The 26403-nt window shown below is 55.4% G+C and carries 22 protein-coding genes and 1 tRNA gene; 10 read left to right on the top strand and 13 right to left on the bottom strand.

The window, feature by feature from the left end; all coding sequences use genetic code 11:
- The 3 genes from CMQ96_RS09175 to rsuA all read right to left on the bottom strand — a co-directional run bounded on the left by CMQ96_RS09175 (position 1) and on the right by rsuA (position 2588).
- Positions 1 to 345: a YejG family protein gene (locus CMQ96_RS09175; protein WP_004133916.1), complete on the bottom strand. Its 345-nt coding sequence runs from the start codon at positions 343 to 345 to the stop codon at positions 1 to 3.
- A 330-nt stretch (positions 346 to 675) separates the two neighbouring features.
- On the bottom strand, positions 676 to 1872 hold the full coding sequence (locus CMQ96_RS09170; protein ID WP_004122939.1) for a Bcr/CflA family multidrug efflux MFS transporter: 1197 nt from the start codon (positions 1870 to 1872) through the stop codon (positions 676 to 678).
- On the bottom strand, positions 1869 to 2588 hold the full coding sequence (rsuA, locus tag CMQ96_RS09165; RefSeq protein WP_098066637.1) for a 16S rRNA pseudouridine(516) synthase RsuA: 720 nt from the start codon (positions 2586 to 2588) through the stop codon (positions 1869 to 1871). The genes CMQ96_RS09170 and rsuA overlap by 4 nt, the downstream gene beginning before the upstream one ends.
- A 147-nt stretch (positions 2589 to 2735) precedes the next feature.
- Between rsuA and CMQ96_RS09160 the strand changes: the two genes are divergently transcribed.
- Both CMQ96_RS09160 and rplY read left to right on the top strand, forming a co-directional pair.
- Positions 2736 to 4493, top strand: a complete 1758-nt coding sequence (locus tag CMQ96_RS09160; protein ID WP_004133912.1) for a DEAD/DEAH box helicase — start codon at positions 2736 to 2738, stop codon at positions 4491 to 4493.
- 137 nt (positions 4494 to 4630) lie between these two features.
- Positions 4631 to 4915, top strand: a complete 285-nt coding sequence (gene rplY, locus CMQ96_RS09155) for a 50S ribosomal protein L25 (protein WP_004122948.1) — start codon at positions 4631 to 4633, stop codon at positions 4913 to 4915.
- A 61-nt stretch (positions 4916 to 4976) separates the two neighbouring features.
- Here rplY and CMQ96_RS09150 read toward each other — a convergent pair whose 3' ends face one another.
- Positions 4977 to 5570 carry an NUDIX domain-containing protein gene (locus CMQ96_RS09150; protein ID WP_004133905.1) on the bottom strand — a complete coding sequence of 198 codons (594 nt, stop codon included), beginning with the start codon at positions 5568 to 5570 and terminating at the stop codon, positions 4977 to 4979.
- Between the two features lie 80 nt (positions 5571 to 5650).
- Between CMQ96_RS09150 and CMQ96_RS09145 the strand changes: the two genes are divergently transcribed.
- Positions 5651 to 6409: a DeoR/GlpR family DNA-binding transcription regulator gene (locus CMQ96_RS09145; protein ID WP_004133903.1), complete on the top strand. Its 759-nt coding sequence runs from the start codon at positions 5651 to 5653 to the stop codon at positions 6407 to 6409.
- 50 nt (positions 6410 to 6459) lie between these two features.
- Here the strand turns inward: CMQ96_RS09145 and yejK are convergent, their stop codons facing one another.
- Positions 6460 to 7467, bottom strand: coding sequence for a nucleoid-associated protein YejK (gene yejK / locus CMQ96_RS09140; protein ID WP_004122954.1), 1008 nt, complete (start codon positions 7465 to 7467; stop codon positions 6460 to 6462).
- Between the two features lie 178 nt (positions 7468 to 7645).
- Here yejK and CMQ96_RS09135 point away from each other — a divergent pair, with 178 nt between their 5' ends.
- From CMQ96_RS09135 to CMQ96_RS09120, 4 genes are all read left to right on the top strand, one after another.
- Positions 7646 to 7873, top strand: coding sequence for a YejL family protein (locus CMQ96_RS09135; RefSeq protein ID WP_004133900.1), 228 nt, complete (start codon positions 7646 to 7648; stop codon positions 7871 to 7873).
- Between the two features lie 19 nt (positions 7874 to 7892).
- Positions 7893 to 9653, top strand: a complete 1761-nt coding sequence (gene yejM, locus CMQ96_RS09130; RefSeq protein WP_004133897.1) for an LPS biosynthesis-modulating metalloenzyme YejM — start codon at positions 7893 to 7895, stop codon at positions 9651 to 9653.
- A 77-nt stretch (positions 9654 to 9730) separates the two neighbouring features.
- A tRNA-Pro gene (locus CMQ96_RS09125) sits at positions 9731 to 9807 on the top strand.
- Positions 9808 to 9985: 178 nt separating this feature from the next.
- Positions 9986 to 11092, top strand: coding sequence for an AI-2E family transporter (locus CMQ96_RS09120; protein ID WP_004133895.1), 1107 nt, complete (start codon positions 9986 to 9988; stop codon positions 11090 to 11092).
- Positions 11093 to 11151: 59 nt separating this feature from the next.
- On the opposite strand, the gene CMQ96_RS09115 is transcribed toward CMQ96_RS09120, so the two are convergent.
- Positions 11152 to 11574, bottom strand: a complete 423-nt coding sequence (locus CMQ96_RS09115; protein WP_004133893.1) for a hypothetical protein — start codon at positions 11572 to 11574, stop codon at positions 11152 to 11154.
- Positions 11575 to 11912: 338 nt separating this feature from the next.
- Between CMQ96_RS09115 and eco the strand changes: the two genes are divergently transcribed.
- On the top strand, positions 11913 to 12404 hold the full coding sequence (gene eco / locus CMQ96_RS09110; protein WP_024359224.1) for a serine protease inhibitor ecotin: 492 nt from the start codon (positions 11913 to 11915) through the stop codon (positions 12402 to 12404).
- Positions 12405 to 12446: 42 nt separating this feature from the next.
- Here eco and mqo read toward each other — a convergent pair whose 3' ends face one another.
- A complete protein-coding gene (gene mqo, locus CMQ96_RS09105) occupies positions 12447 to 14081 on the bottom strand; it encodes a malate dehydrogenase (quinone) (protein WP_024359225.1) in 1635 nt (544 codons plus the stop codon).
- A gap of 279 nt (positions 14082 to 14360) precedes the next feature.
- Here mqo and CMQ96_RS09100 point away from each other — a divergent pair, with 279 nt between their 5' ends.
- Positions 14361 to 15608 carry a SulP family inorganic anion transporter gene (locus CMQ96_RS09100; protein ID WP_098066635.1) on the top strand — a complete coding sequence of 416 codons (1248 nt, stop codon included), beginning with the start codon at positions 14361 to 14363 and terminating at the stop codon, positions 15606 to 15608.
- Here CMQ96_RS09100 and mgtE read toward each other — a convergent pair.
- From mgtE to CMQ96_RS09070, 6 genes are all read right to left on the bottom strand, one after another.
- On the bottom strand, positions 15571 to 17007 hold the full coding sequence (gene mgtE / locus CMQ96_RS09095; protein ID WP_024359227.1) for a magnesium transporter: 1437 nt from the start codon (positions 17005 to 17007) through the stop codon (positions 15571 to 15573). The two genes, CMQ96_RS09100 and mgtE, sit on opposite strands and share 38 nt — an antisense overlap.
- A 168-nt stretch (positions 17008 to 17175) precedes the next feature.
- Complete coding sequence (locus CMQ96_RS09090; protein ID WP_024359228.1) at positions 17176 to 18819, bottom strand: multidrug ABC transporter permease/ATP-binding protein; 1644 nt, start codon at positions 18817 to 18819, stop codon at positions 17176 to 17178.
- Between the two features lie 76 nt (positions 18820 to 18895).
- The gene (gene alkB, locus CMQ96_RS09085; protein WP_098066633.1) at positions 18896 to 19546 is read right to left on the bottom strand and encodes a DNA oxidative demethylase AlkB; all 651 of its coding nucleotides are present in this window, start codon (positions 19544 to 19546) and stop codon (positions 18896 to 18898) included.
- The gene (gene ada / locus CMQ96_RS09080; protein ID WP_098066631.1) at positions 19546 to 20610 is read right to left on the bottom strand and encodes a bifunctional DNA-binding transcriptional regulator/O6-methylguanine-DNA methyltransferase Ada; all 1065 of its coding nucleotides are present in this window, start codon (positions 20608 to 20610) and stop codon (positions 19546 to 19548) included. The genes alkB and ada overlap by 1 nt, the downstream gene beginning before the upstream one ends.
- A gap of 72 nt (positions 20611 to 20682) precedes the next feature.
- Positions 20683 to 21735, bottom strand: coding sequence for an FAD:protein FMN transferase ApbE (apbE, locus tag CMQ96_RS09075; protein WP_098066629.1), 1053 nt, complete (start codon positions 21733 to 21735; stop codon positions 20683 to 20685).
- Positions 21736 to 21837: 102 nt separating this feature from the next.
- Positions 21838 to 22956, bottom strand: coding sequence for an OmpK36 porin (locus CMQ96_RS09070; RefSeq protein ID WP_049088476.1), 1119 nt, complete (start codon positions 22954 to 22956; stop codon positions 21838 to 21840).
- Positions 22957 to 23727: 771 nt separating this feature from the next.
- Here CMQ96_RS09070 and rcsD point away from each other — a divergent pair.
- Positions 23728 to 26388, top strand: coding sequence for a phosphotransferase RcsD (rcsD, locus tag CMQ96_RS09065; protein ID WP_064343061.1), 2661 nt, complete (start codon positions 23728 to 23730; stop codon positions 26386 to 26388).
- The last annotated feature ends 15 nt before the right edge of the window (positions 26389 to 26403 follow it).

The following is a 26403-nucleotide window of genomic DNA, read 5'->3' as shown; positions in this document are numbered from 1 at the left end:
TCAGAAGGGGTTGTTGCCGGAGAAGGGTTCAGCAATCGCCACGCCGAAATTTTTCAGGCGACAGGTCGCGGCAAATTCGTCCTGACGGTTAACAAACAGGCACGGTTCCCCTTCGCATTCCACGACAGAACTGTCGACCTCGATGTCGCTAAGGGCCTGGCTGAGTTTATGCATGACCGGCCACGCGCTTTCGCCATCGGGGCTGAGTAGTTTCAACGCCACGAGGCTGTTTTCACTCTGCGAGCCGTTTTGCGGAATCGGTTCAACTCTTGAACCTGCAAAACCGGCCAGCCAGCGATAGCTCTGCGGCAGACGGTGTACGATAGAGAGTTGCAGTGTATTCACGTGTTTACCCCGGAAGCAAAATACTTCACAATAATTTTACATCAATACTAACACATTATTGACAACTAGTCCTGATCCTGCACAGAAAACGCTTACACCAGTGGCATAGCCGTGTTATTGGTTTGTAATGTAAAAGTTTATAATTGTGCAGGTGGAACATCTTCGGGCTATATGTACCCGTTTCTGTGATCTAAAACAACTTTTTTATCGCAATCATGCGACTTTTAGAGCGATTTGATTTTACATAAAATAAACAAATTACTGAACTGAGAAGCCGGCTTCGGTTGATATGCATCAAAAAAAGGGGCGATATCGCCCCCTGAAAGTCGCTTAGCGCGCGGCTTTGCGCCGTCGGCTGGCGTAGAGATAAAAGAGAATGGAGCTGCTGGCGCAGAAGGCGATGGAAATCAGCATTGGCCAGGCGGTGGTAAACGTTGCCATCGATAGCAGCGCGCCGACAATGGCGCCAATGCCGAAACGGAAAGTGCCTGCCAGCGAGGAAGCGGTCCCCGCCATATGCGGAAACTCATCGAGAATCACCGCCATCGCGTTGGAAGAGACCATCGAAACGCAGCCGATGAACGCCGCTACGCCAAACACCAGCGCCCAAAAACCCACGTCAAACAGCGCGCACACCACCATCCATACCGCCATGGCAAACTGGATCCATAGCCCGGCGCGGAACATATTCAGCGCCCCAACCCGCCGCACAAACCGGCTGTTGATCATGGTCATGACAAACAGGAAGACGACGTTCAGCGCAAAATAGTAGCCAAAGTGCTGCGGCGAAACGTGGTTAATATTGATATACACAAACGGGCCGGCGCTCAGAAACGAGAACATCCCGGCGAAGCTAAAGCCGCTTGCCAGCATATAGCTGAGCACCCGCTTATGGCGAAACAGGGTCGCGAAGTTGCCTAACGTAGTACGAATGTGAAACTTCTGCCGGCGTTCCGGCGGCAGGGTCTCGCTAATAAAGAACGCGATCATCGCCGAGGCTAAGAGTGCAGCCAGCGCGAGGATCCAGAAGATCGCATGCCAGCTAAACCACACCAGCACAGCGCCGCCGACCATCGGCGCCACCAGCGGCGCGACGGTCGTCACCAGCATGACGAACGACATCATCCGCGAGAACTCTTCTTTGGGATAGATATCGCGCATCAGGGCGTTAATCACCACGCTCGCCGCCGCGGCCGCCAGACCGTGGAAAAAGCGCATGGTAATCAGCATATCGATAGTCTGCGACAGCGCGCAGGCCACCGCCGCCGCGGCAAAAACCAGCGTACCGCCAAGAATAACCGGCTTACGCCCTAAGCTGTCCGCCATCGGGCCATACAACAGCTGGCCGAGGGCAAAGCCCAGAATATAGGTGCTCAACGTCATCTGCGCGCTGCCGTCCGGCACGTTAAACTGCGCCGCGATCACCGGCAGCGCCGGAAGATACATATCAATCGACAGCGGCATTAACATCGCCAGCAGGCCAAGAATAAACACAATCCCTAATGAAGAATTCTGCTTTGCCGTCACGTTTTACTCCGCGCATGTTGGCCGCCGACGCTGGCAATTTCAGCTTCCGTCAGCGGACGATACTCACCGGGCGCCAGCGCCGCATCAAGCGCAATGTCGCCAATACGTTCGCGATGCAGGCCCACTACATGGTTACCCACCGCGGCAAACATTCGCTTAACCTGATGATAGCGCCCTTCGCTAATGGTCAGGCGGACCACGGTCGGGGTCACGACTTCCAGCACCGCCGGTTTGGTCAGCTCTTTCTCATTATGCAGCTGAACGCCTTTGGCAAACTGCTCGGCGGTCGTCTCGTCAACCGGGTTTTCCAGCGTCACCAGATAGGTTTTTTCACAATGATGGCGAGGAGAAGTAATGCGGTGAGACCACTGACCGTCGTCGGTCATCAGCACCAGCCCGGTCGTGTCGATATCCAGGCGACCCGCGGCATGCAGCTTGTGCGCCACCGGCACGTCGAGGAAATAAAGCACCGTCGGATGATCCGGATCGTCGGTGGAACACACGTAACCCTGCGGCTTGTTAAGCATAAAGTAGCGCGGGCCGTTCTGCTGAACCAGCGTATTGCCGTCGTACTCGACGTCGTGCTCCGGCAGAAGCTTGAAGGAAGTGTCTTTTACAATGTCGCCGTCCACGGTAACGCGGCTGCCGCGGATTTCACGCCCGGCAATAGCCCGGCTAACGCCAAGTTGCTGAGCGATAAACTTATCAAGTCGCATGAGATTTTTTTAGCCTGTAAGAGTGCTGGAGCGGGCAACGCGCCCGAAAAAGGAGAATTTCATAGGTAGTATAACGAGCTATTAACACCACTCAAGGGAAAAGATTCGTGGCATACTATTCGCGAGTTAATTAACCGCTATAAATTCATGACCTTTACACTACGTCCCTACCAAAAAGAAGCGGTCGACGCCACGCTCGCCTGGTTTCGCCGCCACCATGAACCCGCCGCGATTGTCCTGCCGACCGGCGCAGGTAAAAGCCTGGTCATCGCCGAACTGGCGCGCCTGGCGCGCGGTCGGGTACTGGTGCTGGCGCACGTTAAAGAGCTGGTGGCGCAGAACCACGCCAAGTATTGCGCGCTCGGCCTGGAGGCGGATATTTTCGCCGCGGGCCTTAAGCGCAAAGAGAGCCACGGTAAAGTGGTCTTTGGCAGCGTGCAGTCGGTCGCCCGCAACCTTGACCAGTTTCAGGGGGAGTTTTCGCTGCTGATTGTCGACGAGTGCCACCGCATCAGCGACGATGATGACAGCCAGTACCAGCAGATCATCAGCCACCTTCAGCAGGTCAATCCGCATCTGCGCCTGCTGGGGCTGACCGCCACGCCTTTTCGCCTCGGTAAGGGATGGATTTACCAGTTCCACTACCACGGCATGGTGCGCGGCGATGAAAACGCGCTGTTTCGCGACTGCATCTACGAGCTGCCGCTGCGCTATATGATTAAGAACGGCTACCTGACGCCGCCGGAGCGGCTGGATATGCCGGTGGTTCAGTATGACTTCAGCCGTCTCCAGGCGCAAAGCAATGGCCTGTTCAGCGAGGCCGACCTGAACCATGAGCTGAAAAAACAGCAGCGCGTCACGCCGCATATCGTTAGCCAAATCGTCGAGTTCGCTCAAACGCGTAAAGGGGTGATGATTTTCGCCGCCACCGTTGAACATGCCCGTGAAGTGACCGGGTTACTTCCGCAGGGTGAAGCGGCTTTAATTACCGGTGAAACGCCGGGGCCGGAGCGCGATCGCATCATTGAAGCGTTTAAAGCCCAGCAGTATCGCTATCTGGTCAACGTCGCGGTACTGACCACCGGCTTTGATGCGCCGCATGTCGATCTGATCGCCATCCTGCGCCCGACCGAGTCGGTGAGTCTTTACCAACAGATCGTCGGCCGCGGCCTGCGCCTGGCGCCGGGTAAAACCGACTGCCTGATCCTTGATTACGCCGGGAATCCGCACGATCTCTATGCTCCGGAAGTGGGGACGCCGAAAGGAAAAAGCGACAACGTGCCGGTCCAGGTGTTTTGCCCGGCATGCGGTTTCGCCAATACGTTCTGGGGGAAAACCACCGCCGACGGCACGCTGATTGAACACTTTGGCCGCCGCTGCCAGGGCTGGTTTGAAGATGACGAAGGCCATCGCGAGCAGTGTGATTTTCGCTTTCGCTTCAAAAACTGCCCGCAGTGCAACGCGGAAAACGATATCGCCGCCCGCCGCTGCCGCGAGTGCGATACCATTCTGGTCGACCCCGATGACATGCTGAAAGCCGCGCTGAAGCTAAAAGACGCGCTGGTGCTGCGCTGTAGCGGAATGGATCTGCAGCACGGCGCGGATGATAAAGGCAGCTGGCTGAAAATCACCTATTACGATGAAGATGGCGCGGACGTCAGCGAGCGCTTCCGCCTGCATACCCCCGCCCAGCGCACCGCCTTTGAGCAGCTCTTTATCCGGCCGCACACCCGAACGCCGGGCGTGCCGCTGCGCTGGATAACGCCCGCCGATATCATCGCCCAGCAGGCGCTGCTGCGCCATCCGGACTTTGTCGTGGCGCGCATGAAGGGGCAATACTGGCAGGTGCGGGAGAAAGTATTTGATTATCAGGGCCGATTTCGCCGGGCCAATGAATTGCGCTAATCCTCCGCGCGCCTGAGGTTTTGGTTGCCGCAAAAACGTATGGCAGCTATAATGCCGCCCGCTTTTGCATTCGCAAAGCAGATAATCTGCCTGCTGCTGGGTCGCCTGTAGCAGGATTTATATATAGAGAGACATCAATGTTTACTATCAATGCAGAATTACGTAAAGAGCAGGGTAAGGGTGCGAGCCGCCGCCTGCGTGCAGCTAACAAATTCCCGGCCATCATCTATGGCGGCGAAGCTGCGCCAGTAGCAATCGAACTGGATCACGACAAAGTGTGGAACATGCAGAACAACGCTGAGTTCTACAACGAAGTTCTGACCCTCGTTGTTGATGGCAAAGAAGAGAAAGTTAAAGCTCAGGCTGTTCAGCGCCACCCGTTCAAGCCGAAGCTGACTCACATCGACTTCGTTCGCGCTTAATCGCCGACTGAAAGTTGTATGGCAAACGCCCCGCTCCGCAAGGTTCGGGGCGTTTTGTTTATCAGGCTAACAGCGTTGCCGCATTCAGCGCCAGATGCTGCAGCAGCATAATCGTTTTCGCATCGACGATTTCCCCTTCGCCAATAGCCCGCAGCGCTTTTTCCAGCGGCCACTCCAGCACCTCGATATCTTCCCCTTCCGTCGCCAGGCCGCCACCGTCGCCGCGCCGATCGTCGGCAGAGTATTCGGCGATGAAAAAGTAAAGCTTCTCCGTCACCGAACCGGGGCTCATGTAAGCGGTGAATACCGGCTCAATCCGCGTGACGCGAAAACCGGTCTCCTCTTCGGCTTCGGCAACGATGCGCGCCTCCGGCGAAGCGTTATCCAGCAGTCCGGCGGCGGCTTCGATCAAAAATCCATCATGACCGTTAATCCACACCGGAAAGCGAAACTGGCGAACCAGCACTACCGTTTGCTTTTCGCGGTTGTAGAGTAAAATCACCGCGCCGTTGCCGCGGTCGTAAGCTTCCCGACTCTGCTCCTGCCAGCGTCCGTCCCGGCGCAATAGTTCGAAAGTATATTTCTTGAGCGTATACCAGTTGTCCGATAACAGCGTTTCGCGGATATGGCGAACGCGCGGTGCGTCAGCGTGCATGTTTTTCCCCTTTTAGGTGACAGAGAGCAACATAACATGCATAATCGTGCACAAACAAGATCAATCATGAAGGTGTTTTGATGCTCGCCAGCCAGAGAAAACAGCAAATTTTGCAGATCCTCGCCGAGGAAAAACAGGTGATGTCAGGGGATCTCAGCCAGCGCTTTAGCGTCTCAGAAGACTCCATTCGCCGGGATCTGCGGGAGCTGGCCGCGGAAGGCAAACTGCAGCGCGTCCACGGCGGCGCGCTGCCGGTTTCCGAAGCCATCGCGCCCATTGAAACAAGAAAGAGCGTGCAAATGGCCTCAAAGCAGACCATTGCCCAGCGCGCGGTAGAGCTCATTCAACCCGGCCAGGTGGTGATTATCGACGGCGGCACCACCACCGGAGAGATGGTGCGCCTGCTGCCGGCTACCCTCGCGTGTACGGTGGTCACCCACAGTCCGGGGATCGCCGTCGCGCTGGTGGATAAACCGTTGATCGAGGTGATTTTGATTGGCGGCCGGTTGTTTAAACATTCGGTGGTCAGCGTCGGGTCCGCAGCCCTGGAAAGTATTTCCCGCATCAATGCCGATCTGTTTTTTATGGGCGTCACCGGCGTTCACCCGCGGGCGGGATTCACCACCGGCGATTATGAAGAAGCGGGGATCAAGCGCGCGCTGGCGACGCGGGCTGCCGAAACGGTGGTGATGGCGTCACAAGAGAAGCTGAACTCCGCGTCGGCTTTTGCTATCGGCGGGCTGGGTCTGGTCAGTACGCTGATCGTGGATACGACGTTAGACGAGACGCTGCGCCAGCAGTTAGCCATCGATGGCGTAGAGATCGTCTGCGCCGGATAGCTCAGGCCCAAGGCTAAAAAAATCCCGACCCGGCGTCGGGATTTTGCGTTTTAATTCCCGCCCGAGGTGCGGCGCTGCAGCTGATCGCGCAGGTTAGGCGGCGTGCCTTTAATGGTTAAGGTATCCGTGGCCGGATCCCAGAATACCCTCTCGCCCAGCAGCATCGCGTCAAAGTTAATGGTTAACCCGCCGCCGCTGCCGGCAAACTTGGTTAACTGACGCAAAGTGCTGCGATCCGCCGGGAAGCTCTCTTCCAGCTCGTAGCCCTGTTCGGCGGTAAATTCCTGAAACGTCTTCTCGCTGACGCCCGCCAGCTCTTTTGACAGCGACTCCAGCTCGATTTCCTCACCGGCCTGCAGCTGTTCATTGCAGTAGCTGTATACCTGCTGGCGCACGTTTTGACGCTCAGATTTATCCAGCTGCGCATCGGCGGCGAAATCATCCAGCGCCTGCAGCAGGCCGCGGTTCTGCGCTTTCGCGTTCAGCCCTTCGCTGGCGCCGAGGAAATCCATAAAGAAATCCGCCACCTTGCGCCCTACCCGGCCTTTCAGGAAGGTCAGATAGCGGGTTGACTCCGGGTTGGTTTCCCATTCGGTTAAATCAATACGGGCGACGATATCCGCGTGATTGATATCCAGATAATGGGTGGAGCTGATATCCAGCTCTTCGTTGACGCGCATGCTGCTTAAATTGTTCAGCACCGCCACCATCAGATATTCCACCGCCAGATAGCGATACTGGCAAAACAGCACGATTCCGCCTTCAGCAAAGGGATATTTTGCCAGTTCGTCGCGCAGGCGACCGGTAGCGGCGCGGCTGAACGGCAGGAACGCTTCTTCGCCCTTACGCTGCCCGCGCAGCGCCTGCGCCAGCTCGCTCTCTTCATTAAACAGGCCGTAGGCTTTATTTTTCGCGCTGTAGACACGATGCAGTTCGGCCATCATCTCCACCACCGTCGCCGTCGGCTCCAACAGTGACTCGCGCAGCACCAGCTCCAGATTTTGTTCATCACGTTTGATTAACTGATGCAGGGCAATCTGGTCGATATCCAGACTCATGTTAAACTCTCCTTTTAGACCGGGCGGTATTCAACCACCGGCGGGGCGACGACGCAACCGCCGCGTGACTCTTTGCGAGCGAAGCCGCGCGCTTTTGCGTCGCGGCGAAAAAATGCGGAAAAAAAGCTGCTGCTACGGTAATATGTTGCCCTTTCACGAACAAACAGATTTTGAGTTTATGCCGCAATTATCCCGCTATAGCGATGAACACGTCGAACAGCTGCTCAGCGAGCTGACGAGCGTTCTGGAAACACATAAAGCGCCCGTTGACCTGTCACTGATGGTACTGGGCAATATGGTGACTAACCTGATCAATAGTAGCGTCGCGCCGGCGCAGCGTCAGGCCATCGCCCGTTCTTTTGCCCAGGCGCTGCAGTCGTCTATCAACGACGATCCGGCGCACTAAGGATAACGAACAACAGTATATGGTGACTCTTCGTCAGCCCTACCGAGAAAAAGTCTCCCAGATGGTCAGCTGGGGACACTGGTTCGCCCTTTTCAACATGTTGTTGGCTATGGTGCTCGGCAGTCGCTATCTGTTTGTCGCCGACTGGCCAACGACGCTTGCCGGACGTCTTTTTTCGTACGTCAGCCTCGTTGGTCACTTCAGCTTTCTGGTCTTTACCAGCTATGTGCTGATCCTCTTTCCGCTGACGTTTGTCGTCATATCCCAGCGCTTAATGCGCTTTATCTCGGTGGTTCTGGCGACCGTGGGCATGACGCTGCTGCTGATCGACAGCGAAGTTTTCACCCGTTTCCACCTGCACCTTAATCCCTTTGTCTGGGAACTGGTGATTAACCCCGATCAGAACGAGATGGCGCGCGACTGGCAGCTGATGTTTATCAGCGTGCCGATCATTTTTCTGCTGGAGATGCTGTTTGCGACCTGGAGCTGGCAGAAGCTGCGCAGCCTGACGCGTCGCCGCCACTATGCGCGTCCCGTTGCCTGGTTCTTCTTTATTTCTTTTATCAGTAGCCACCTGGTCTATATCTGGGCGGACGCCAATTTCTATCGCCCGATAACCATGCAGCGGGCCAACCTGCCGCTTTCCTATCCGATGACGGCGCGCCGTTTTCTGGAAAAACACGGCCTGCTCGACGCGCAGGACTACCAGCGCCGCCTGGTGGAGCAAGGCGCGCCGGAAGCCGTGTCGGTACAATACCCGCTGAGCGATCTGCGTTATCGCGATCTCGGTACCGGCTATAACGTGCTGCTGATTACCGTTGATAATCTTAATTATTCGCGCTTTGAGAAAAACATGCCGGCGCTGGCCGGGTTCGCGAAAGAGAACGTTAACTTTACCCAGCATATGAGCTCCGGTAATACCGCTGACAGCGGCATGTTTGGCCTGTTCTACGGTATTTCGCCGAGCTATATGGACGGCGTCCTCTCCGCGCGTATTCCCGCGGCGCTGATTACTTCGCTGAACCAACAGGGCTATCAGCTGGGCCTGTTCTCGTCCGACGGCTTTAGCAGCCCACTTTACCGCCAGGCGCTGCTGTCCGATTTTTCACTGCCAGCCGCGAAAGCGCAAAGCGATGAGCAGACGGCCAACCAGTGGATTAACTGGCTGGACCGCTACGCCCAGGATGAAAACCGCTGGTTCTCATGGGTTTCGCTCAACGGCACCACCCTTGACGACGGGCAGCAGCAAAACTTTGTCCGTCGCTACAGCAGCGCTGCCGGTGCGGTCGATACGCAAATTGGTCGTGTGCTGAACGCGCTGCGCGAAGCGGGCAAGCTGGACAACACGGTGGTGATCGTGACGGCGGGCCGCGGAATGCCGCTGAACCCGCAGCATGAGCAGTTTGGCTGGTCGCGCGAGCAGCTGCAGGTTCCCCTGGTGATCCATTGGCCAGGCACGCCGGCGCAGGAGATCGCGACGCTGACGGATAACAAAGACGTGATGACGACGCTGATGCAGCGTTTGCTCCACGTCTCCACCCCGGCAAACGAGTATTCGCAAGGTGAAGACCTGTTTAGCGCCGCCCGTCGCCGAGCCTGGGTCACCGCAGCGAATAGCGATACGCTGGCCATTACCACGCCGAAAGTCACCGTCGTGCTTAATCACAACGGCACTTACCGAACATGGAACAGCGACGGCGAGAAAATTAACGATCAAAAACCGCAGCTCAGCTTGCTGCTGCAGGTGCTGACCGATGAAAAACGCTTTATCGCTAACTGATTGATTATTTATAAATCAATCAGGCATTTCCCGGCTTGCATTCGCTTGGGGAACGGGTAATATTGTTCCCCACGAATCGGCACGTAGCGCAGCCTGGTAGCGCACCGTCATGGGGTGTCGGGGGTCGGAGGTTCAAATCCTCTCGTGCCGACCAAATTATTCACCGATTAAATCGGTAACCCCTTAAGAACCCGCACTCTTACAGAGACTGCGGGTTTTTTAATGTCATATTTCCTCCCTGTTCTCAGCAAAACGAACCTGTCACTTTGATTGTAAATCATGGAAAAGCTTCTATTATTTGATGGTACACGTCATTTTTCTGAAGGATTCACATGAGAGTTAATGGACTTACGAAGGGATTTTTCATCCTGATCGTGCTGATCGTCACCCTGGCTTTTTTCGACGTTCTCTCCCCCTATTATTCAGCCATTTTATGGGCAGCAATTCTGGCGGTCATCTTCCACCCGGTGAAGAACAAACTGCGCGATCGGATCGGCGAGCGCAACGGCCTGGCGGCGTTTCTGACAATAGTGATTATCTGTCTGATCGTGTTTACCCCGCTGGCGATCATTCTCTCGTCGCTGGCCTTCGAGCTAAACGTGGTTTACACCAAACTGCAGCATAACGATACCCAGTTCCCGACCGTGGTAGCCAGCCTGTTTGCGCACCTGCCGGAATGGGCCAGGAGCTTCCTCTCAGAGCATGACCTTGATAGCGCGGAACAAATTCAGCGCCAGCTTTCGGACGTTGCGCTTAAAGGAGGCCAGTACCTGGCCGGTAGCGCATTCCTGATTGGTAAAGGCACCTTTGGTTTTACCATTAGCTTCGGCATCATGCTTTATCTGCTGTTTTTCCTGCTCAAAGATGGTCCGTACCTGGTCAGGCTGATCCTTGAATCCCTGCCGCTATCGAATCACGTGAAGCAGCATCTTTTCGCCAAATTTGCCGCCGTCGCCAGGGCAACCGTCAAAGGCACCGTAGCGGTCGCCCTCGCGCAGGGCGCGCTTGGCGGACTGGCGTTCTGGATCGTGGGTCTTGATGGCAGCATCCTGTGGGGCGCGCTGATGGCGTTTCTGTCGCTGATTCCGGCGGTGGGCTCGGCGATCATCTGGGTTCCTGCGGCAGTCTATCTCTTCGCGACCGGTCAGCTATGGCAGGGGGCGTTTATCGTTGGCTTTTTTGTGATCATCGTCGGCCTGGTCGATAATATTCTTCGCCCTCTACTGGTTGGCAAAGATACCAAAATGCCGGACTACCTGATCCTGATCACCACCATCGGCGGCATGGAAATCTACGGCATCAACGGCTTTGTTATCGGCCCGCTGATCGCCGCCCTGTTTATCGCCTGCTGGAACCTGCTGTCCGGACGCGATCACGCCGGAAATATCGACGAGCTTGATGAGGATTTCTTAGAAGAGGGTAAAAATCACGAGGAGTAACGCGTTCCTTTTGGACCGCGCAGGTATACAGGGGGAGCCTATCCCCCCGATCGGCGCTTTTATTTGGCGTAGCCTTTAAACACGCCGTCCTGAGTGACGGCTATTTTGCCGTTGGCGTAAACGATAAAGTTGTAAAGCCCCTGCTGGTAAACGGTCGCGTCTTTATTTTTCTCAATCACCGCCGCCGCTTTACCATCAATACTTAAGCCGGTACTGGTGCCTTTAATCTCCATGCCGTTAAAGTGCCGGGTTTTCACCTTCGCGCTCTGACTATGCTGAACGGCAGCGGCGGCGTTTTCTAACGCCTGCTTCTCATAAGCTGCATTCATCGAGGCCTGACGATTTTGCTCCGCTAAGTAGCAGGTATCGCGGGAAATCCCTCTGGCCTCGCAGTTCGCCAAACGCTGTGACTCGGAAGTACAACCTGCCAATAGCGAAGAAACTGCCAGCGACGCAACCAGTAAAACCTTTTTCACTTTCATCTACCATCACTCATATCAATTATTTAAATGAACAATTCCCTTTCAATTAATTTCCCTTATGAATCATTATAAATGACGGAAGCTAAATATAACGAATGAAATAATCTCACATGTAAATTAATTCTTTTATTGATCATAATCATTTTAAAAATTCACCTATTCAATAATAGGCGGCACCGGAAAAACGCGGGCTGCCGCAGGTGATGAATAACTGCCCCCTACCGCAATAGCAGAACTTATAACTAGAAACTATGAAAACTTTGGTAAACACCACTATTCATAACGCAAACTAATGCTAACATTGTGCTGTTTATGATTGATAACAAAGGATTACTCACGTGAAAAAAATCACTACGTTTGCCGCCTCCCTGCTGGCCATTGCCTGCGTTTCCGCGAGCGCCGTTGCAGCTGAGCAGCCGCTGGAAAAAATCGCTCCGTATCCTAAGGCGGAACAAGGGATGAAGCGTCAGGTGATTCAGCTGCCGCAGCAGCAGGATGAGTCCGCATTAAAAGTAGAGCTGTTAATTGGCCAGACGCTGGAAGTCGACTGCAATCGCCACCGCCTTGGCGGCCAGCTGGAAAGCAGAACCCTGGAAGGCTGGGGCTACGACTACTACGTGTTTGATAAAGTGACGTCACCCGTCTCAACCATGATGGCCTGCCCGGACGGTAAAAAAGAGAAGCAGTTTGTGATGGCTGGCCTGGGCGATGCGGGCATGCTGCGTTACAACAGCAGGTTACCTATCGTGGTTTATACCCCGGCGAACATCGACGTGAAATATCGTATCTGGCGAGCGGACGAAACCATCGGCGCTGCCGTTGAGCGTTAATGGCTAAGACAGATTCCGGCGGCCTGAGCCGCCGGAAAGCATTTACAGCGCGATATCCGCGATAGGTTTGCCTTCAGGCAGCGGCTTCAGCGTCGCCTGCGGCACATCATCAGCAGCGGTAAGCGGCTCATAGTGCAGTTCCAGCACTTCGCTGGTCCACGCCAGCGCCCTTTCAATTTCCGCCGCGTTGCCATCCAGACGCGTACCGTAGCTCGGTATAATCGCTTTCAGTTTCGCCTGCCAGTCCGCGGAGTTGATCTTCTCTTTGAACACTTTCTCCATCAGCTGCAGCATGATTGGCGCGGCGGTGGAAGCCCCCGGCGAGGCGCCCAGCAGCGCGGCAACGGTACCTTCATCATCGCTGACGACTTCGGTACCCAGACGCAGAACGCCGCCCTTCTTCTCATCACGCTTGATAATCTGCACGCGCTGGCCGGCCTGCCATAAGCGCCAGTCTTCTTTGCGCGCTTCCGGGTAGTACTCGCACAGCGCTGCGTGACGATCTTTGTCCTTTTGCAGCACCTGGCTAATCAGATATTTTACCAGATCGAAGTTATCCAGCCCGACGTTGAGCATCGGCATGATGTTTGATGTGTTGGTGGAAGCCAGCAGATCCCAAAGCGAACCATTTTTCAGGAAGCGGGTTGAGAAGGTCGCGAACGGCCCAAACAGCACCACGCGTTTGCCATCGATAATACGGGTATCGATGTGCGGAACCGACATCGGCGGCGCACCCACTTCCGCCTGGCCATAGACTTTAGCCAGATGGTGGTTAACCACTTCCGGGTTCTCACAGACCAGGAACTGCCCGCCGACCGGGAAGCCCGCGTACTCCTTCGCCTGCGGAATACCGGTTTCCTGCAGCAGGGTCAGCGCGGCGCCGCCGGCGCCGATAAAGATAAACTTAGCCTTGATAACCCGTTTCTGGTGGCGATTGTTCGCATCCGCCAGCGTGACGCTCCAGCTCTTATCGGCATTGCGCTTAAAGCGGCGTACCACGGTACCCAGCTGAAGCGAGAAATTGTCATGGGTTTGCAGCCCGGCGATCAGCTGACGGGTGATTTCACCGTAGTTCACGTCGGTGCCGACTTCCGAGCGGGTTGCGGCCACCTTCTGCTGCGGATCGCGTCCTTCCATCACCAGCGGAGCCCACTCTTTAATTTGTTGATGATCTTCGGAGTAGCGGATACCGCGGAACAGCTCGCTTTGTTGTAAAGCCGCATAGCGGGCGCGCAGGAAGTTAACGTTGTCTTCGCCCCACACGAAGCTCATGTGCGGCACGCTGTTAATAAAGGATTTCGGCTTTTTCAGAATGCCCCGGGTCACCTGGTGGGCCCAAAATTGACGAGAAATCTGGAAAGATTCGTTGATATCAACCGCTTTATCGATATTGATACCGTTAGCGGTTTGCGGCGTATAGTTCAGCTCCATCAGCGCCGCGTGGCCGGTGCCCGCGTTGTTCCATCCGTTCGAGCTCTCTTCCGCGACGCTGGACATCTGCTCGACCATGGTAATAGACCAGTCCGGCTCCAGTTCCTGCAGCCAGGTTCCCAACGTGGCGCTCATGATGCCGCCGCCAATCAACAATACATCCGTCTCTTGCTCATGGCGGGTGTTGGTCCGAGTGTTATTGGAACCAACCGCCTGTGAGCTGGGTACGGCCATCTTTTTCTTCATCGGATTTGAGCCTTACTTTACTCGCTTTTTTATTTAGCGCAGGTGAAACGATTCTCGGCTTCAAAGGTAACACTGAAGAAAAAAAATTTAAATATTGTTTAAATTTTAAGTTGAGTTTTGAGATCTGTTATAAAAATGTTTAATAAATGTGTATCACAAATCACATTTTGTACTGGTGTCAGCGGCGCTTACGCGCTATTATCCTCGGTTTTGTGACCGACCGCACGTAAGTAGCGATCGGTCCTGCCGCCAAATTTTTAAAATCTGCGAACTTTTTTTATGCCTCCAGTTTCTGATTCCGCAACCTCCGGTAACGCTGGCGCACCAGGCCAGATACTGCGTTCGCCCGCGCTGCTGACGCGTGAAACGTTGGCTGGCGTGCTCACCGCACTGGCCCTGATCCCCGAAGTCATCTCCTTCTCCGTCATCGCCGGGGTCGATCCGAAAGTTAGCCTGATTGCCTCCGTGGTGCTGTGCCTGGCGATGTCGCTCCTGGGCGGACGGCCAGCCATGGTCACCGCGGCCGCCGGGTCGGTGGCGCTGGTTATCGGTCCAATGGTGCATCAATACGGCGTCGGCTATATTCTGCCGGCGGTCGTTCTGGCGGGAGTTATTCAAATTTTGTTTGGCGTTTGCGGCATGGCACGCCTGATGCGCTTTATCCCGCAGGCGGTGATGACCGGTTTTGTTAACGCGCTGGGTATTCTCATTTTTTTTGCTCAGGTACCGCATTTCTGGAGCAAGCAGCCGCTGATTATCGGCCTGTTCGTGTTAACGCTGCTGATTGTGCTGTGGGCGCCGCGCGTTATTAAGGCGATCCCTTCTCCGCTGATCGCTATCGTTCTGTTGACCCTGTTTACCGTTTTCAGCGGCCAGCTGCTGCCGACCGTCGGCGACGAAGGCTCCATGAGCGGCGGACTGCCGGGATTCACCAGCCTGATGGTGCCTCTGGACTTAACCACGCTGAGCATTATCTGGCCCTGCGCACTGAGCATCGCTTTTGTCGGCCTGATGGAGTCGCTTCTGACGGCGAAGCTGGTCGATGATTTGACCCATACCCCTTCCAGTAAGGCGCGCGAGAGCGCCGGTCTTGGCTTCGCCAATATCCTCGCCGGGTTTTATGGCGGCATCGCCGGATGCGCCATGATCGGTCAGACTATCGTTAACGTTGAAATGGGCAAAGCGCGCAGCCGCGTCTCGACCATTGTCGCAGGCCTGGTGCTGCTCCTGCTGGTGACCGCGCTCAGCGAAGTGATGGCGAAAATCCCGATGGCCGTTCTCGCCGGGGTGATGGTGATTGTGGCGGTAAAAACCTTTAGCTGGCACAGCGTTCGTCCGGCGGAGCTGGCGCGCAACCCGTGGCCGGAAACGCTGGTGATGCTGGTTACCGTTGGCGCGACCGTCGGCACCAGCAATCTGGCCATTGGCGTCCTGGCAGGCCTGGTTTCGATGGCGCTGATCCCCCGCCGCCTGCGTAATCAAGCGCGGGCTACATCAGAAAAATCGTCGCCAGCCCAAGAAAAATAAAGAATCCGCCGGTGTCGGTAATCGCGGTAATCATTACGCTGGAACCGACCGCCGGATCGCGTCCCAGCTTAACCATCACCATCGGGATAATCACGCCCATCATCGCCGCCATCAGCAGGTTGAGCATCATCGCCAGGGTCATTACGCCGCCAAGCTGCGGATCGTCATACAGCCACCAGGTAATGGCCCCCATAATCCCGCCCCAGACGATCCCATTGATCAGCGCGACGCCCATCTCGCGCAGGATCAGGAACGAAAAGCTTCCCGGCTGAATATGCTGTAACGCCATCGCCCGCACGATCATGGTGATCGTCTGATTGCCCGTATTGCCGCCGATCCCGGCGACAATCGGCATCAGCGACGCCAGCGCCACCAGTTGCGAAATGGTGTGCTCGAAACCATCGATAACGCGGGAGGCGATAAATGCGGTGCACAGATTCACCGCCAGCCAGGCCCAGCGGGTCTTCACCGCCTTGCTGACCGGAGCAAAAACGTCGTCATCGTTGCTCAGGCCGCCCATCCGGCGTAAATCGTTGTCCGTCTCTTCATAGACCACGTCGACGATCTCGTCGATGGTTAAACGCCCCATCAGCTTGCCGTCGGCATCAATCACCGCGGCGCTAAGTAAGTCATCACGTTCAAAAGTACGCGCCACTTTTTCCGCGTCCTCGTGCGGCTGGAAGGTCACCGGATCGCCTTCCATCACTTCCCCTACCCGCTTCTGCGCATCGTTAAGCAGAATGGTTTGCAGCTCGAGTTCGCCGAGCAGCAGCTTATTGCGGGTGGTCACAAACAGTTTGTCGGTGTTCTCCGGCATTTTGCCTAATCGCCGCAGATAGCGCTGTACCGCCGCGAGAGTGGCTTCCGGACGAACGGTAATGACCTCAAACTCCATGATCGCGCCGACGGTATTGTCGGCGTAGCGCATCATCTGGCGAATACGCGCGCGCTTATCCGCGGGCAGCGTTGCCAGCAAACGTCCGGTCAGATCGCGCGGCAGGTGCTGCAGCAGATAGACCTGCTCATCAATATCGAGATTTTGCAGCGCGAACAGCAGGTCGTGATCGCTCATCTCCTCGATGAGGTCGCCCCAGACGCTTTCCGATGCCTCCAGCAGCACTTCACCGCGCTTATCGTCAGCAACCAGCCGCCAGAGCGCGTTGCGCGCATCATAAGGCAGCGCTTCAAGCGCATCGGCAAGGTCCGGTGGCGGCAGGTGTGAAACCAGCATCTCCACTTCCGCCAGATCGTCGGCAAGCGTGTTGTCATCGTAACGTTCAGCGAGGGTTAATTTCCCCAGCAGCGAAGATGTGACGGCTTTATCGGTGCTCAGGAGCCAAATGAGGCGGGCGCGCTCTTCGTCACGCAATCTGGCGCTTTTTTTATGCAAAACGGACATCGGTCAGGCAATCCTTGTAAAAATATCTGTCAGACCAGCAGGCCGGAAGCCTTAAGCATAGCGCGAGGAGGCGGAAATAATAACCGCTATGAATTCAGTCGACGGAAAAAACAGCAGCCTGCGGGAAGCCCGGAGGTCGGCTGGCGCCTCCGGGATGAGCCTGTGCTATCAGGCGGTACGGGCGACCGCGTCGCGCGTCGCCAGCTCGCGCTCTTTTCCGCTCAGCTCCGATAGCTGGCCGCCGCGCATTTCCAGCAGCCTGTCGGCGTGCTGAAAGTAGTGATCGTCATGGCTAATAGCAAAGAGGGTTTTACCCATCTCCTTCATCAGCGGCAGCAGCACCTGATAGAACTCACGGCGGAAATGGGGGTCCTGATCCGCCGCCCATTCATCCAGCATGATGATATCTCTGTCTTCTGCTAACGCCAGCAGCAGCGCCACGCGCTTTTTCTGCCCTTTTGACAGCTTCAGGTCGAGGATTTTGCCGTCATCCAGCCGTAACTTATGGTTCATCTGCAGATAACCCAGCCACTTCTCCACCAACGCCGGGTCAGCCGCCTTCCCTTCCGGCCCCAGCAGCCTGTCGAACAGCCAGACGTCGGTAAACACCGCCGAGAACAGCTTACGATAATCTTCCGGTTTATCCGCCGCCATCGGCTGTCCATCGAGCAGGATCTGTCCGGATACCGGCTGATACAAGCCGGTCAGCAGCATAGCCAGCGTCGATTTCCCGCTACCGTTGCCGCCAATCAGAAAGACCAGCTCACCGCGCTTGAGGGTCATATTAATCGGCCCGACCGCAAAGCTGTTGTCAGGATAATGAAAGGTGATATCGCGCAGCTCGAGGGTCTGCCAGTGGGGATGCGCCTGCGGCTGCGGAAATTCAGCGCGATACGGCGCGAGCGAAAATTTATTCAGCTTGTTGAACGCCACCTGTGCGCTGAGCAGAGTGGGCAGCGCGCCAACCGCGGAAAGCAGCGGCGTGCGCAGGAATAATAGGGTCAACGAGTAGGTCGCCGCTACCGCCGTATTGGCCCAGCCCAGGCTGTTGGCCATCCAGAAGACCAGGCCAATCGCGCCCAGCATCATAATATTCGACCAGTTGACCGCGCTCAGATGGAAAGTATCGGCGCGAACAATATGGTGCCGATATTCTTGCGCATCGGGGAGATAGAGCTGGTTAAACACATACTCAGCTCGCTCGCGGTTGAGGGTCAGCTCTTTGCGCCCCTCGAGAACCGTCTGGTAATCGTGATACAGCTTATCTTCGCTTTCGCGCAGCGAGGCCATGTGTTTATACACCCGCGATACCAGTATAAAACCGCCCCAGATGGTCAACGCCAGCCACAGCGCGGTAACCAGCATCATTTTTCCCGACAGCCAGGCCAGATAGGCGGCGGAACCGAAGGTGAGAATAATCCCCTGCACCAGCTCCGGCAGACGCACGAAGGCAATGGTGATATTACGGATATCGCTGGTTAACCCGGCCAGCAGCGACGCGCTGCCGATTTTCTCGATCTTCTCGATTTGCGTGTCGAGAATGCGCTTAATAAATTCGCCGCGCAGGCGGTAGACGAAATGGTGGCCAAGCGTGGTCAGCGCCAGCTGCGAACCGAGCGTGACCGCCATCAATAGCAGTAGCAGCCCGAGGAACTCCGGCAGGACCGTCAGGGAAGTGTCGACAAGGGTAATCAGACGCAGATTAATAAAGGCGATAAGCCCAATACCCAGCGCCGCGCTCAGCAGGCTCAGGGCAATGACGGAGATAAACGGCCAGCGATACTGACGCCAGACAAGAAGAAGAAGTTCCATAACGCATAATCCGGGCAAGCAAAAACAGCCAGCAGTTTAAACTGCTCGACGATGACAGCAAGAATAATTCTTATTTTTATTCTTTATTACCCGCCAGGCGGAAAGTGAGATTGTAACGACAGGCGCCGGTCTCCGGATGGATGCCCTCTTTGAGCGGCTGAATACCATGGTAAAAAAGCCGCGATTCGCCGCCCCAGACCACCACGTCGCCGTGCTCCAGCAGCACCCGCTGTAGCGGATCGTTACGCCGCAGCCCGCCGAACTGAAATATTGCCGGCAGCCCCAGCGAGACGGAGACAATCGGCGCCCGCAGGTTATGCTCGTCTTTATCCTGATGCAGCGACAGCTTCGCGCCGGGCTGGTAGCGGTTGATAAGACAAGCATCCGGGGTAAAGCGCGCATAGCCGGCCGCCGCCGCGGCCTCTGCGGCCAGCTCGCGGAAAAGCTGCGGCATCTGCGGCCAGCGCTTGCCGGTCAGCGGATCGTCGGCAGCATAAAGATAGCCGTGCTGGTTCGTGGTCCAGCCCAGCTCGCCGCAGTTGGTCATCGCTACCGACATCGTGTAACCACCGGGGGTGACCATCTGGCGAAAAGGCGAACGACCGGCAATCCCGGCGATTACCTGCAACAGCGCCGGGGCGCGTTCTCGGGCATAGCGGCGCAAAATTATCGCCCCCGGAGCCAGCGGCTCCTGCCAGGGCGGCGTATCGGCAAAAAGATCGAACATTATTTCTCCTCGGATGACGCTTCTCGTGCCAACAGCAGCGCCCTGCGCGCCGTCCCCCAACGATAGCCGGATAGCGCCCCATCTTCGCGAACGACCCGGTGGCAGGGAATAACCAGCGCCAGCTTATTAGCGGCGCAGGCGCTTGCCACCGCTCTCACCGCGCGGGGGCGGCCGATGCTTTGCGCGACCTGACGATAGCTGCGGGTCTCCCCCGCCGGGATCTGACGCAGCGCCTGCCAGACCTGAAGCTGAAAAGCCGTGCCGCGCAAATCCAACGGCAGGGAAAACGGCTGCCGGTGGTCATCAAGATGGGAAAATACCTGCGCCACCCGCTGACGAAAAGCCTCGTCGCCCGGATGCAGCCGCGCATTGGGAAACAGGCTGGCTAATTCAGCACAGAGCAAGGCATCGCTCTCTCCCGGTAGCACGGCGCACACGCCCCGTTCACTCTCAGCCACCAGACAGCGTCCCAGTGGACCATCGCCGCATACCCAGGTAATATCGAGATCCTCGCCGCCGCGGCGAAACTGGCGGGCGGTCATCCCCAGCGCGGCATCTGCCTGCTGATAGTAGCTGCTATTGTCCGGGAAGCCGGCCGACAGCGCCGCATCGGTAATTTTCGCCCCCTGCCCCAGCGCTTCGCGTAAACGGCGAGCGCGCCAAGCCTGTTGCCAGGCTTTAGGGGTCATTCCGGTGACGGATTTAAAGAGGCGGTGAAAATGAAAGGGACTGAGCGCGGCCTGGCGCGCCAGTGCCTCCAGCGTCATCGGCGTTTCCTGCTCCAGCAGACGGCACGCGGCGGCCACTTTCTCTACCTTCTGCTGCTGCGGGTCGCTTTTTTCCGGCTGGCAGCGTTTGCACGGGCGAAAACCTTCCGCCTGCGCGGTTGCAACGTCAGGGTAAAAGCGAACATTTTCCCGCAGCGCGCGACGCGAACGGCAGGTCGGACGGCAGCAAACGCCAGTGGTCAGCACGGCAAAAACAAACTGACCATCGGCGCGGGCATCACGTTCGCATACCGCCTGCCAGCGGCGCTCATCGGTATCAATCATTATCGGTTTCATCACGGACTCCTGCTGTAAGTGTATCTGCAGTCTGGGCCGAAGTCCGTTAACAAAAACCCGAAATCTTGCGCTTTAATTTTTCTCGCCGACGAGGAACGCGCGGAACTGCGGCGACATCCAGGTTTTAAACCCGTCCCCCTCTTTGACAATCATATACACCGCCAGCCCCTGTTCGCGAACCACGTCCTGCGCTTTTTCCGGCCCCAGCACCATCAGCCCGGTATCCCAGCCGTCGGCCTCCAGCGCCGTCGGAGCGATAACGGTCACTGAAACCAGTTTATGATCGATAGGTCGCCCGGTCTGCGGATCGATAACGTGCGAGATGCGCTTACCGTCAAGCTCATAGTAGTTGCGGTAGCTGCCGGAGGTACTGATGCCATGTCCGTTGATATCAACGATCGCCTGCACCGCGTTTTCACGATCGGTCGGCTTCTGGATAGCCACCCGCCACGGCTGCCCTTCCGCATTCATCCCCCGGCTCACCAGCGCGCCGCCCACCGAGACCAGATAGCGCGAGATCCCTTCCTGCTCCATCAGGCGCGCCAGATGATCGGCGGCGTAGCCTTCACCTACGGTAGAGAGATCGACGAACAGATCCGGAATGTCTTTTTGCAGATACTGTTGGCCGGCCTGGTTGATCACCGTCAGATGCTGTAGTCCACTGCGCGCTTTTGCCGCGGCGATCTGCTGCGGATCCGGCGTTTTGACCGGCTGTTTATCCGGGCCAAAGCCCCATAAATTGACCAGCGGCCCGACGGTGATATCCATGGCGCCATGGGTTTTTGCGCCAATTCGCAGCGACATCGCCACGATATCCGCCATCGCCTCGTTGACCGGCCACGGCGACGTACCCGGCGAATGGTTAAAGCGCATCAACGCTGAATCGTTCTTCCAGGTGGAAAGCAGGCGGTCGTCGGCATCGAGCTGAGCCTGCACTTTCTGGCGCAGCGCCTCGGCCTTCGCCTCATCAAGGTTGATGACGCTGACCCGCCAGAATGTGCCCATGGTTTTACCCTCCAGCACGGTGGCGGCGGATTTTGGCGTCTGGGGAGCGGTGGCTGAATCACAGCCTGAAAGTAATACGCAGGCGCCGAACAGGGCGGCGCGAAAAAAAGTGATATCCATAAAATTGGCTTCCTCTGGCTAAGGCGCAAAGAGTACACCAGCAAGGTTAAACCGGGCATAAAAAAAGGCGCCATCGGCGCCTTTTTTCAAACTTCAGCGTGCTTAGAACTGGTAAACCAGGCCCAGAGCAACGATGTCGTCGGTAGAGATACCGGCAGCACGGGTGAAGTTGTTTTCGTCCAGCAGGTTGATTTTGTAGTCAACGTAGGTGGACATGTTTTTGTTGAAGTAGTAGGTCGCGCCTACATCAACATATTTCAGGATATCCTGATCGCCGTAGCTACGGTTAGTTCCGTTGATGTACAGGTCCTTACCTTTAGACTGCAGGTAAGCTACGGACGGACGCAGACCGAAGTCGAACTGGTACTGAGCGACTACTTCAAAGTTCTGCGCTTTGTTAGCAAAGCCCAGGGAACCTACGCGAGTTGCGTTGTAGGTCTGGGTGTACTGAGACGCCAGGTAGATGTTGTTGGCGTCATATTTCAGACCACCGGTGTAGGTTTCAGCGTTGTCGCCCTGACCCAGAGCCAGCTGGCTGTTCTGATCGCCATTACGTTTAGAGTTGGCGTACGCGAAACCAGCGCTGATACCGTCGTAGATATCATAGGTCAGAGAGGTGCCGTAGCCGTCACCGTTCTGTTTCAGAGCGCCACGACCGTTGTTGGTCGGGGAAGTACCTTCACCGCTTACGCTGCCGTTTTTACCCTGATACTGCAGAGCAAAGTTCAGGCCGTCAACCAGACCGAAGAAGTCAGAGTTACGGTAGGTTGCCACGCCGTTAGCGCGAGACTGCAGGAAGTTGTCAGAACCGTAGGTGTCGCCGCCGAATTCCGGCAGAACGTCAGTCCAGGAAGTTACGTCGTAAACAACGCCGTAGTTACGACCGTAGTCGAAAGAACCCGCGTCGCCGAATTTCAGACCCGCAAACGCCAGACGAGTCCACGCCTGATCGCTGGAGCTCTCGGTGTTGTTAGCCTGGACGTTGTATTCCCACTGGCCGTAACCGGTCAGTTGGTCATTGATCTGGGTTTCGCCTTTGATGCCCAGACGCATGTAGGTCTGGTCGCCATCTTGGCCTTTGTCGTCAGAGAAATAGTGCAGACCGTCGATTTTACCGTACAGGTCTAATTTGTTGCCATCTTTGTTATAGACTTCAGCCGCATTCGCTGCGCCCGCTACCAGCAGTGCCGGTACCAGGAGGGACAGTACTTTAACTTTCATGTTATTAACCCTCTGTTTGTTATATGCCTTTTATTATTGCCACTGCTTACTGATTACCCTTCTAATCAGTCGGCTATTTCATTGTGCTGCAAAATGCAGAATAATCCAACAAGAATATGATACTAAAACTTCTAAGATGTTTCAAAATACCCACAAGATGTTTCAATTTGTAAATGCAAGGGAACTTTTTTTCCGCACAAAAAGCTCATAAAAATAAGCACTAATAATCAAAAAATAAAAATTATCAATAAACGTCAACGAGTTACACAGTTACACACCTATAGCACTGAATGGTAAAACAAAATTCTCATCTGGGACTAAAATTAATCCCGCTATCATCATTAACTTTATTTATTACCGTCATTCAGTTCTGAATGTCTGTTTACCCCTATTTCAACCGGATGCCTCGCATCCGGTTTTTTTTACCCTTCTTTACACATCTTTAATTATTCCCTGCTAGCCGCGAAAAAAATAACGGTTATTAATCAAACAACTTACGGCTAAACCCAGGGTCATTTATATAATTTCTTGTTATTTAGTGCTATTTACATTCTCGAATCCGTAAATAATTGTACAAAAACCACCGGGGCGTACATCTTTGTACGCCTTATTGGTTTGAGATAAATCTCAAGGCAAAAAAGTCATTGTAGGGTATTCAGATGTATGGATTTTGCACGTTAACCTTTATACTGTTCGTAGCATCTGCGCTGCCCCCGGTTAACTTGGTGCAACAGTCCGTTTACACACACTGATGAGTCGTACTCTCACACGATGACCCCGAAAAAATTTTCCCTGATACCCGGCAACATTACTCGCTTCTTTATTCTCATGGTCATCGTCCTGCTGGCGACGATGGGGGTCATGATCCAAAGCGCCGTTAACACCTGGCTAAAAGACAAAAGCTACCAGGTGGTCGATGTCAGCTACGACTTACATAAACGCATCGATACCTGGCGCTACGCCACCTGGCAGATTTATGACAATATCGCCGCGACCTCGTCCAGTTCAGCCTCAGAGACAGGGCTCCAGGAAACGCGATTAAAACAGGATGTTTACTACCTGGAGAAACCCCGGCGCAAAACGGAAGCGCTGATTTTTGGCTCGCATGACGGCTCAACGCTGGAAATGACGCAAAAGATCTCCAACTATCTCGATATCCTGTGGGGCGCCGAGACGATTCCCTGGTCGATGTATTACCTGAACGGGCTTGATAACAGCCTGATTCTGGTTTCAACGCTGCCCTTAAAAGATCTCTCTTCCAGCTTCAAAGAGTCGACCATCAGCAGCGTCGTCGAATCACGACGGGCAGAAATGCTGCTTCAGGCCAACACCTTAGATGAACGCGAGACCTTTTCGTCGCTGCGCCACCTTGCCTGGCAAAACGGCTACTACTTTACTTTACGCACGACATTCAACCAGCCCGGTCACCTGGCGACCGTTGTCGCCTTCGATCTGCCCATTAACGATCTCATTCCTCCCAGTATGTCGCTGGAGAGCTTCCGGCTGGAGCCCGATCCGTCGCAAAGCGTCAACAGCAATCCGGATAAAGAAGCCGCCGACATCGTCAGCATTAACTTTAACGGCCCGCAGATTGAAATTCTCACCACCATTAATACCACCGGTATGCGTCTGGTCTGGATGGTCCCCTTTAGCGAGCTGATTCTGGAGTCCTTGCAGAGTATCTTACTGCCGCTGTTGCTGAACATTGGTCTGCTGGCGCTGGCGCTGTTCGGATTTACCACCTTCCGTCACTACAGCGGCCGCAAAAGCATCGTGGGAACGGCGGTCTCTTCGGCAGCCAATAATGAGCTGCGCGCCCAGCGCGCCATTCACGAAGAGATTGTTTCCCTGCTGCCGCTAGGGCTGCTGGTGCACGATCAGGACGCTAACCGTACGGTGATAAGCAATCCGATTGCCGATCATCTGCTGCCACATCTGAACCTGCAAAACATCATTAACATGGCCGATCAGCATCAGGGCGTAATTCAAGCGACGGTGAACAATGAACTGTATGAAATCCGTCAGTTCCGCAGTCAGGTTTCGCCGCGTACGCAAATCTTTATTATTCGCGATCAGGACCGTGAAGTGCTGGTGAATAAGAAGCTCAAGCAGGCCCAGCGCCTGTATGAGAAAAACCAGCTGGGCCGCACTGCTTTTATGCAGCATATCGGTACGGCGCTGAAGCAGCCGGCGCAAACGCTGGCGGAAGAAGCCGCGGCGCTCGGCATAGCCGAAAGCCGCAAGCTGGCCCAGCATGCGGATGAACTGGTCCAGCTGGTCGATGAAATACAGCTGGCAAACCTGCTGGAGAGCGATAGCTGGAAGAGCGCACAGGGTCTGTTCTCCATTCAGGAATTGATAGATGAAGTGGTGCCTGAAGTCCTGCCCATCATCAAACGTAAAGGTCTTCAACTGCTGATTAACAACGCGCTGCCGGCCAATGAGCAACGCTACGGCGATCGCGACGCCCTGCGCCGCACCCTTTTACTGCTCATCCGATACTCGGTTACCACCACGCCTATTGGCAAAATCACCCTGGAAGTGAGTAAAGATGAATCAGCGGATGACCGCCTGACCTTCCGTATTTTGGATACCGGCAACGGCGTTTCGGCGAACGAAATCGACAATATGCACTTCCCGTTCCTCAACGAGACGCAGGCAGACCTTTACGGTAAAGCCAATGCCCTCACCTTCTGGCTCTGCGATCGCCTGACCCGCAAGCTAGGCGGGCAGCTCAATATCAAGGCGCGCGAGTCGCTGGGCACCCGCTACTCCCTGCATCTAAAAATGGCCGCCAGCGCAGAGGAGAGTGATTCAGGGGAACATCTGCTCGATGAGGTCGTGATACTGCTTGATGTGACGGCCAATGAAGTCCGCCGTATCGTCACCCGCCAGCTTGAAAGCTGGGGGGCCACCTGCATCACGCCGGATGACAGAATCACAAGTCAACAATATGATCTCTTTTTAACGGATAATCCGTCTAATCTTACTGCTTCGGGCTTGCTTTTAAGCGATGATGAGGTCCGGGTTCATAAGATTGGTCCTGGTCAGCTCCGCGTGAATTTTAATATCAGCGCTGCGATGCAGGAAGCTATCCTCCAGCTGATTGAGCAGCAGCTTGCAGAGGAAGAGGAGCACCCTTCCTCTGCCGGTAGCGAAAGTAACGCCGAACTGCATGCCAGCGGCTATTACACGCTGTTTGCTGACACGGTACCAGATGATGTTAAGAGGCTGTATAATGAACGGGCAACAGGCGATTTCGCCGCGCTGGCGCAGACCGCTCACCGCCTCAAAGGGGCGTTTGCTATGCTAAATCTGGTACCCGGCAAGCAGTTATGTGAAACGCTTGAGCATCTGATTCGTGAAAAAGATGCGCAAGGCATAGAAAAATATATCAGCGACATTGACGTTTACGTCAAGAGCTTGCTGTAGCAAGGTAGCCTAATA

Source organism: Klebsiella sp. MBT K-1 (genome assembly GCF_002556465.1).
Lineage (GTDB): Bacteria > Pseudomonadota > Gammaproteobacteria > Enterobacterales > Enterobacteriaceae > Klebsiella > Klebsiella grimontii.
This window is presented reverse-complemented; position numbering and strand designations above follow the sequence as displayed.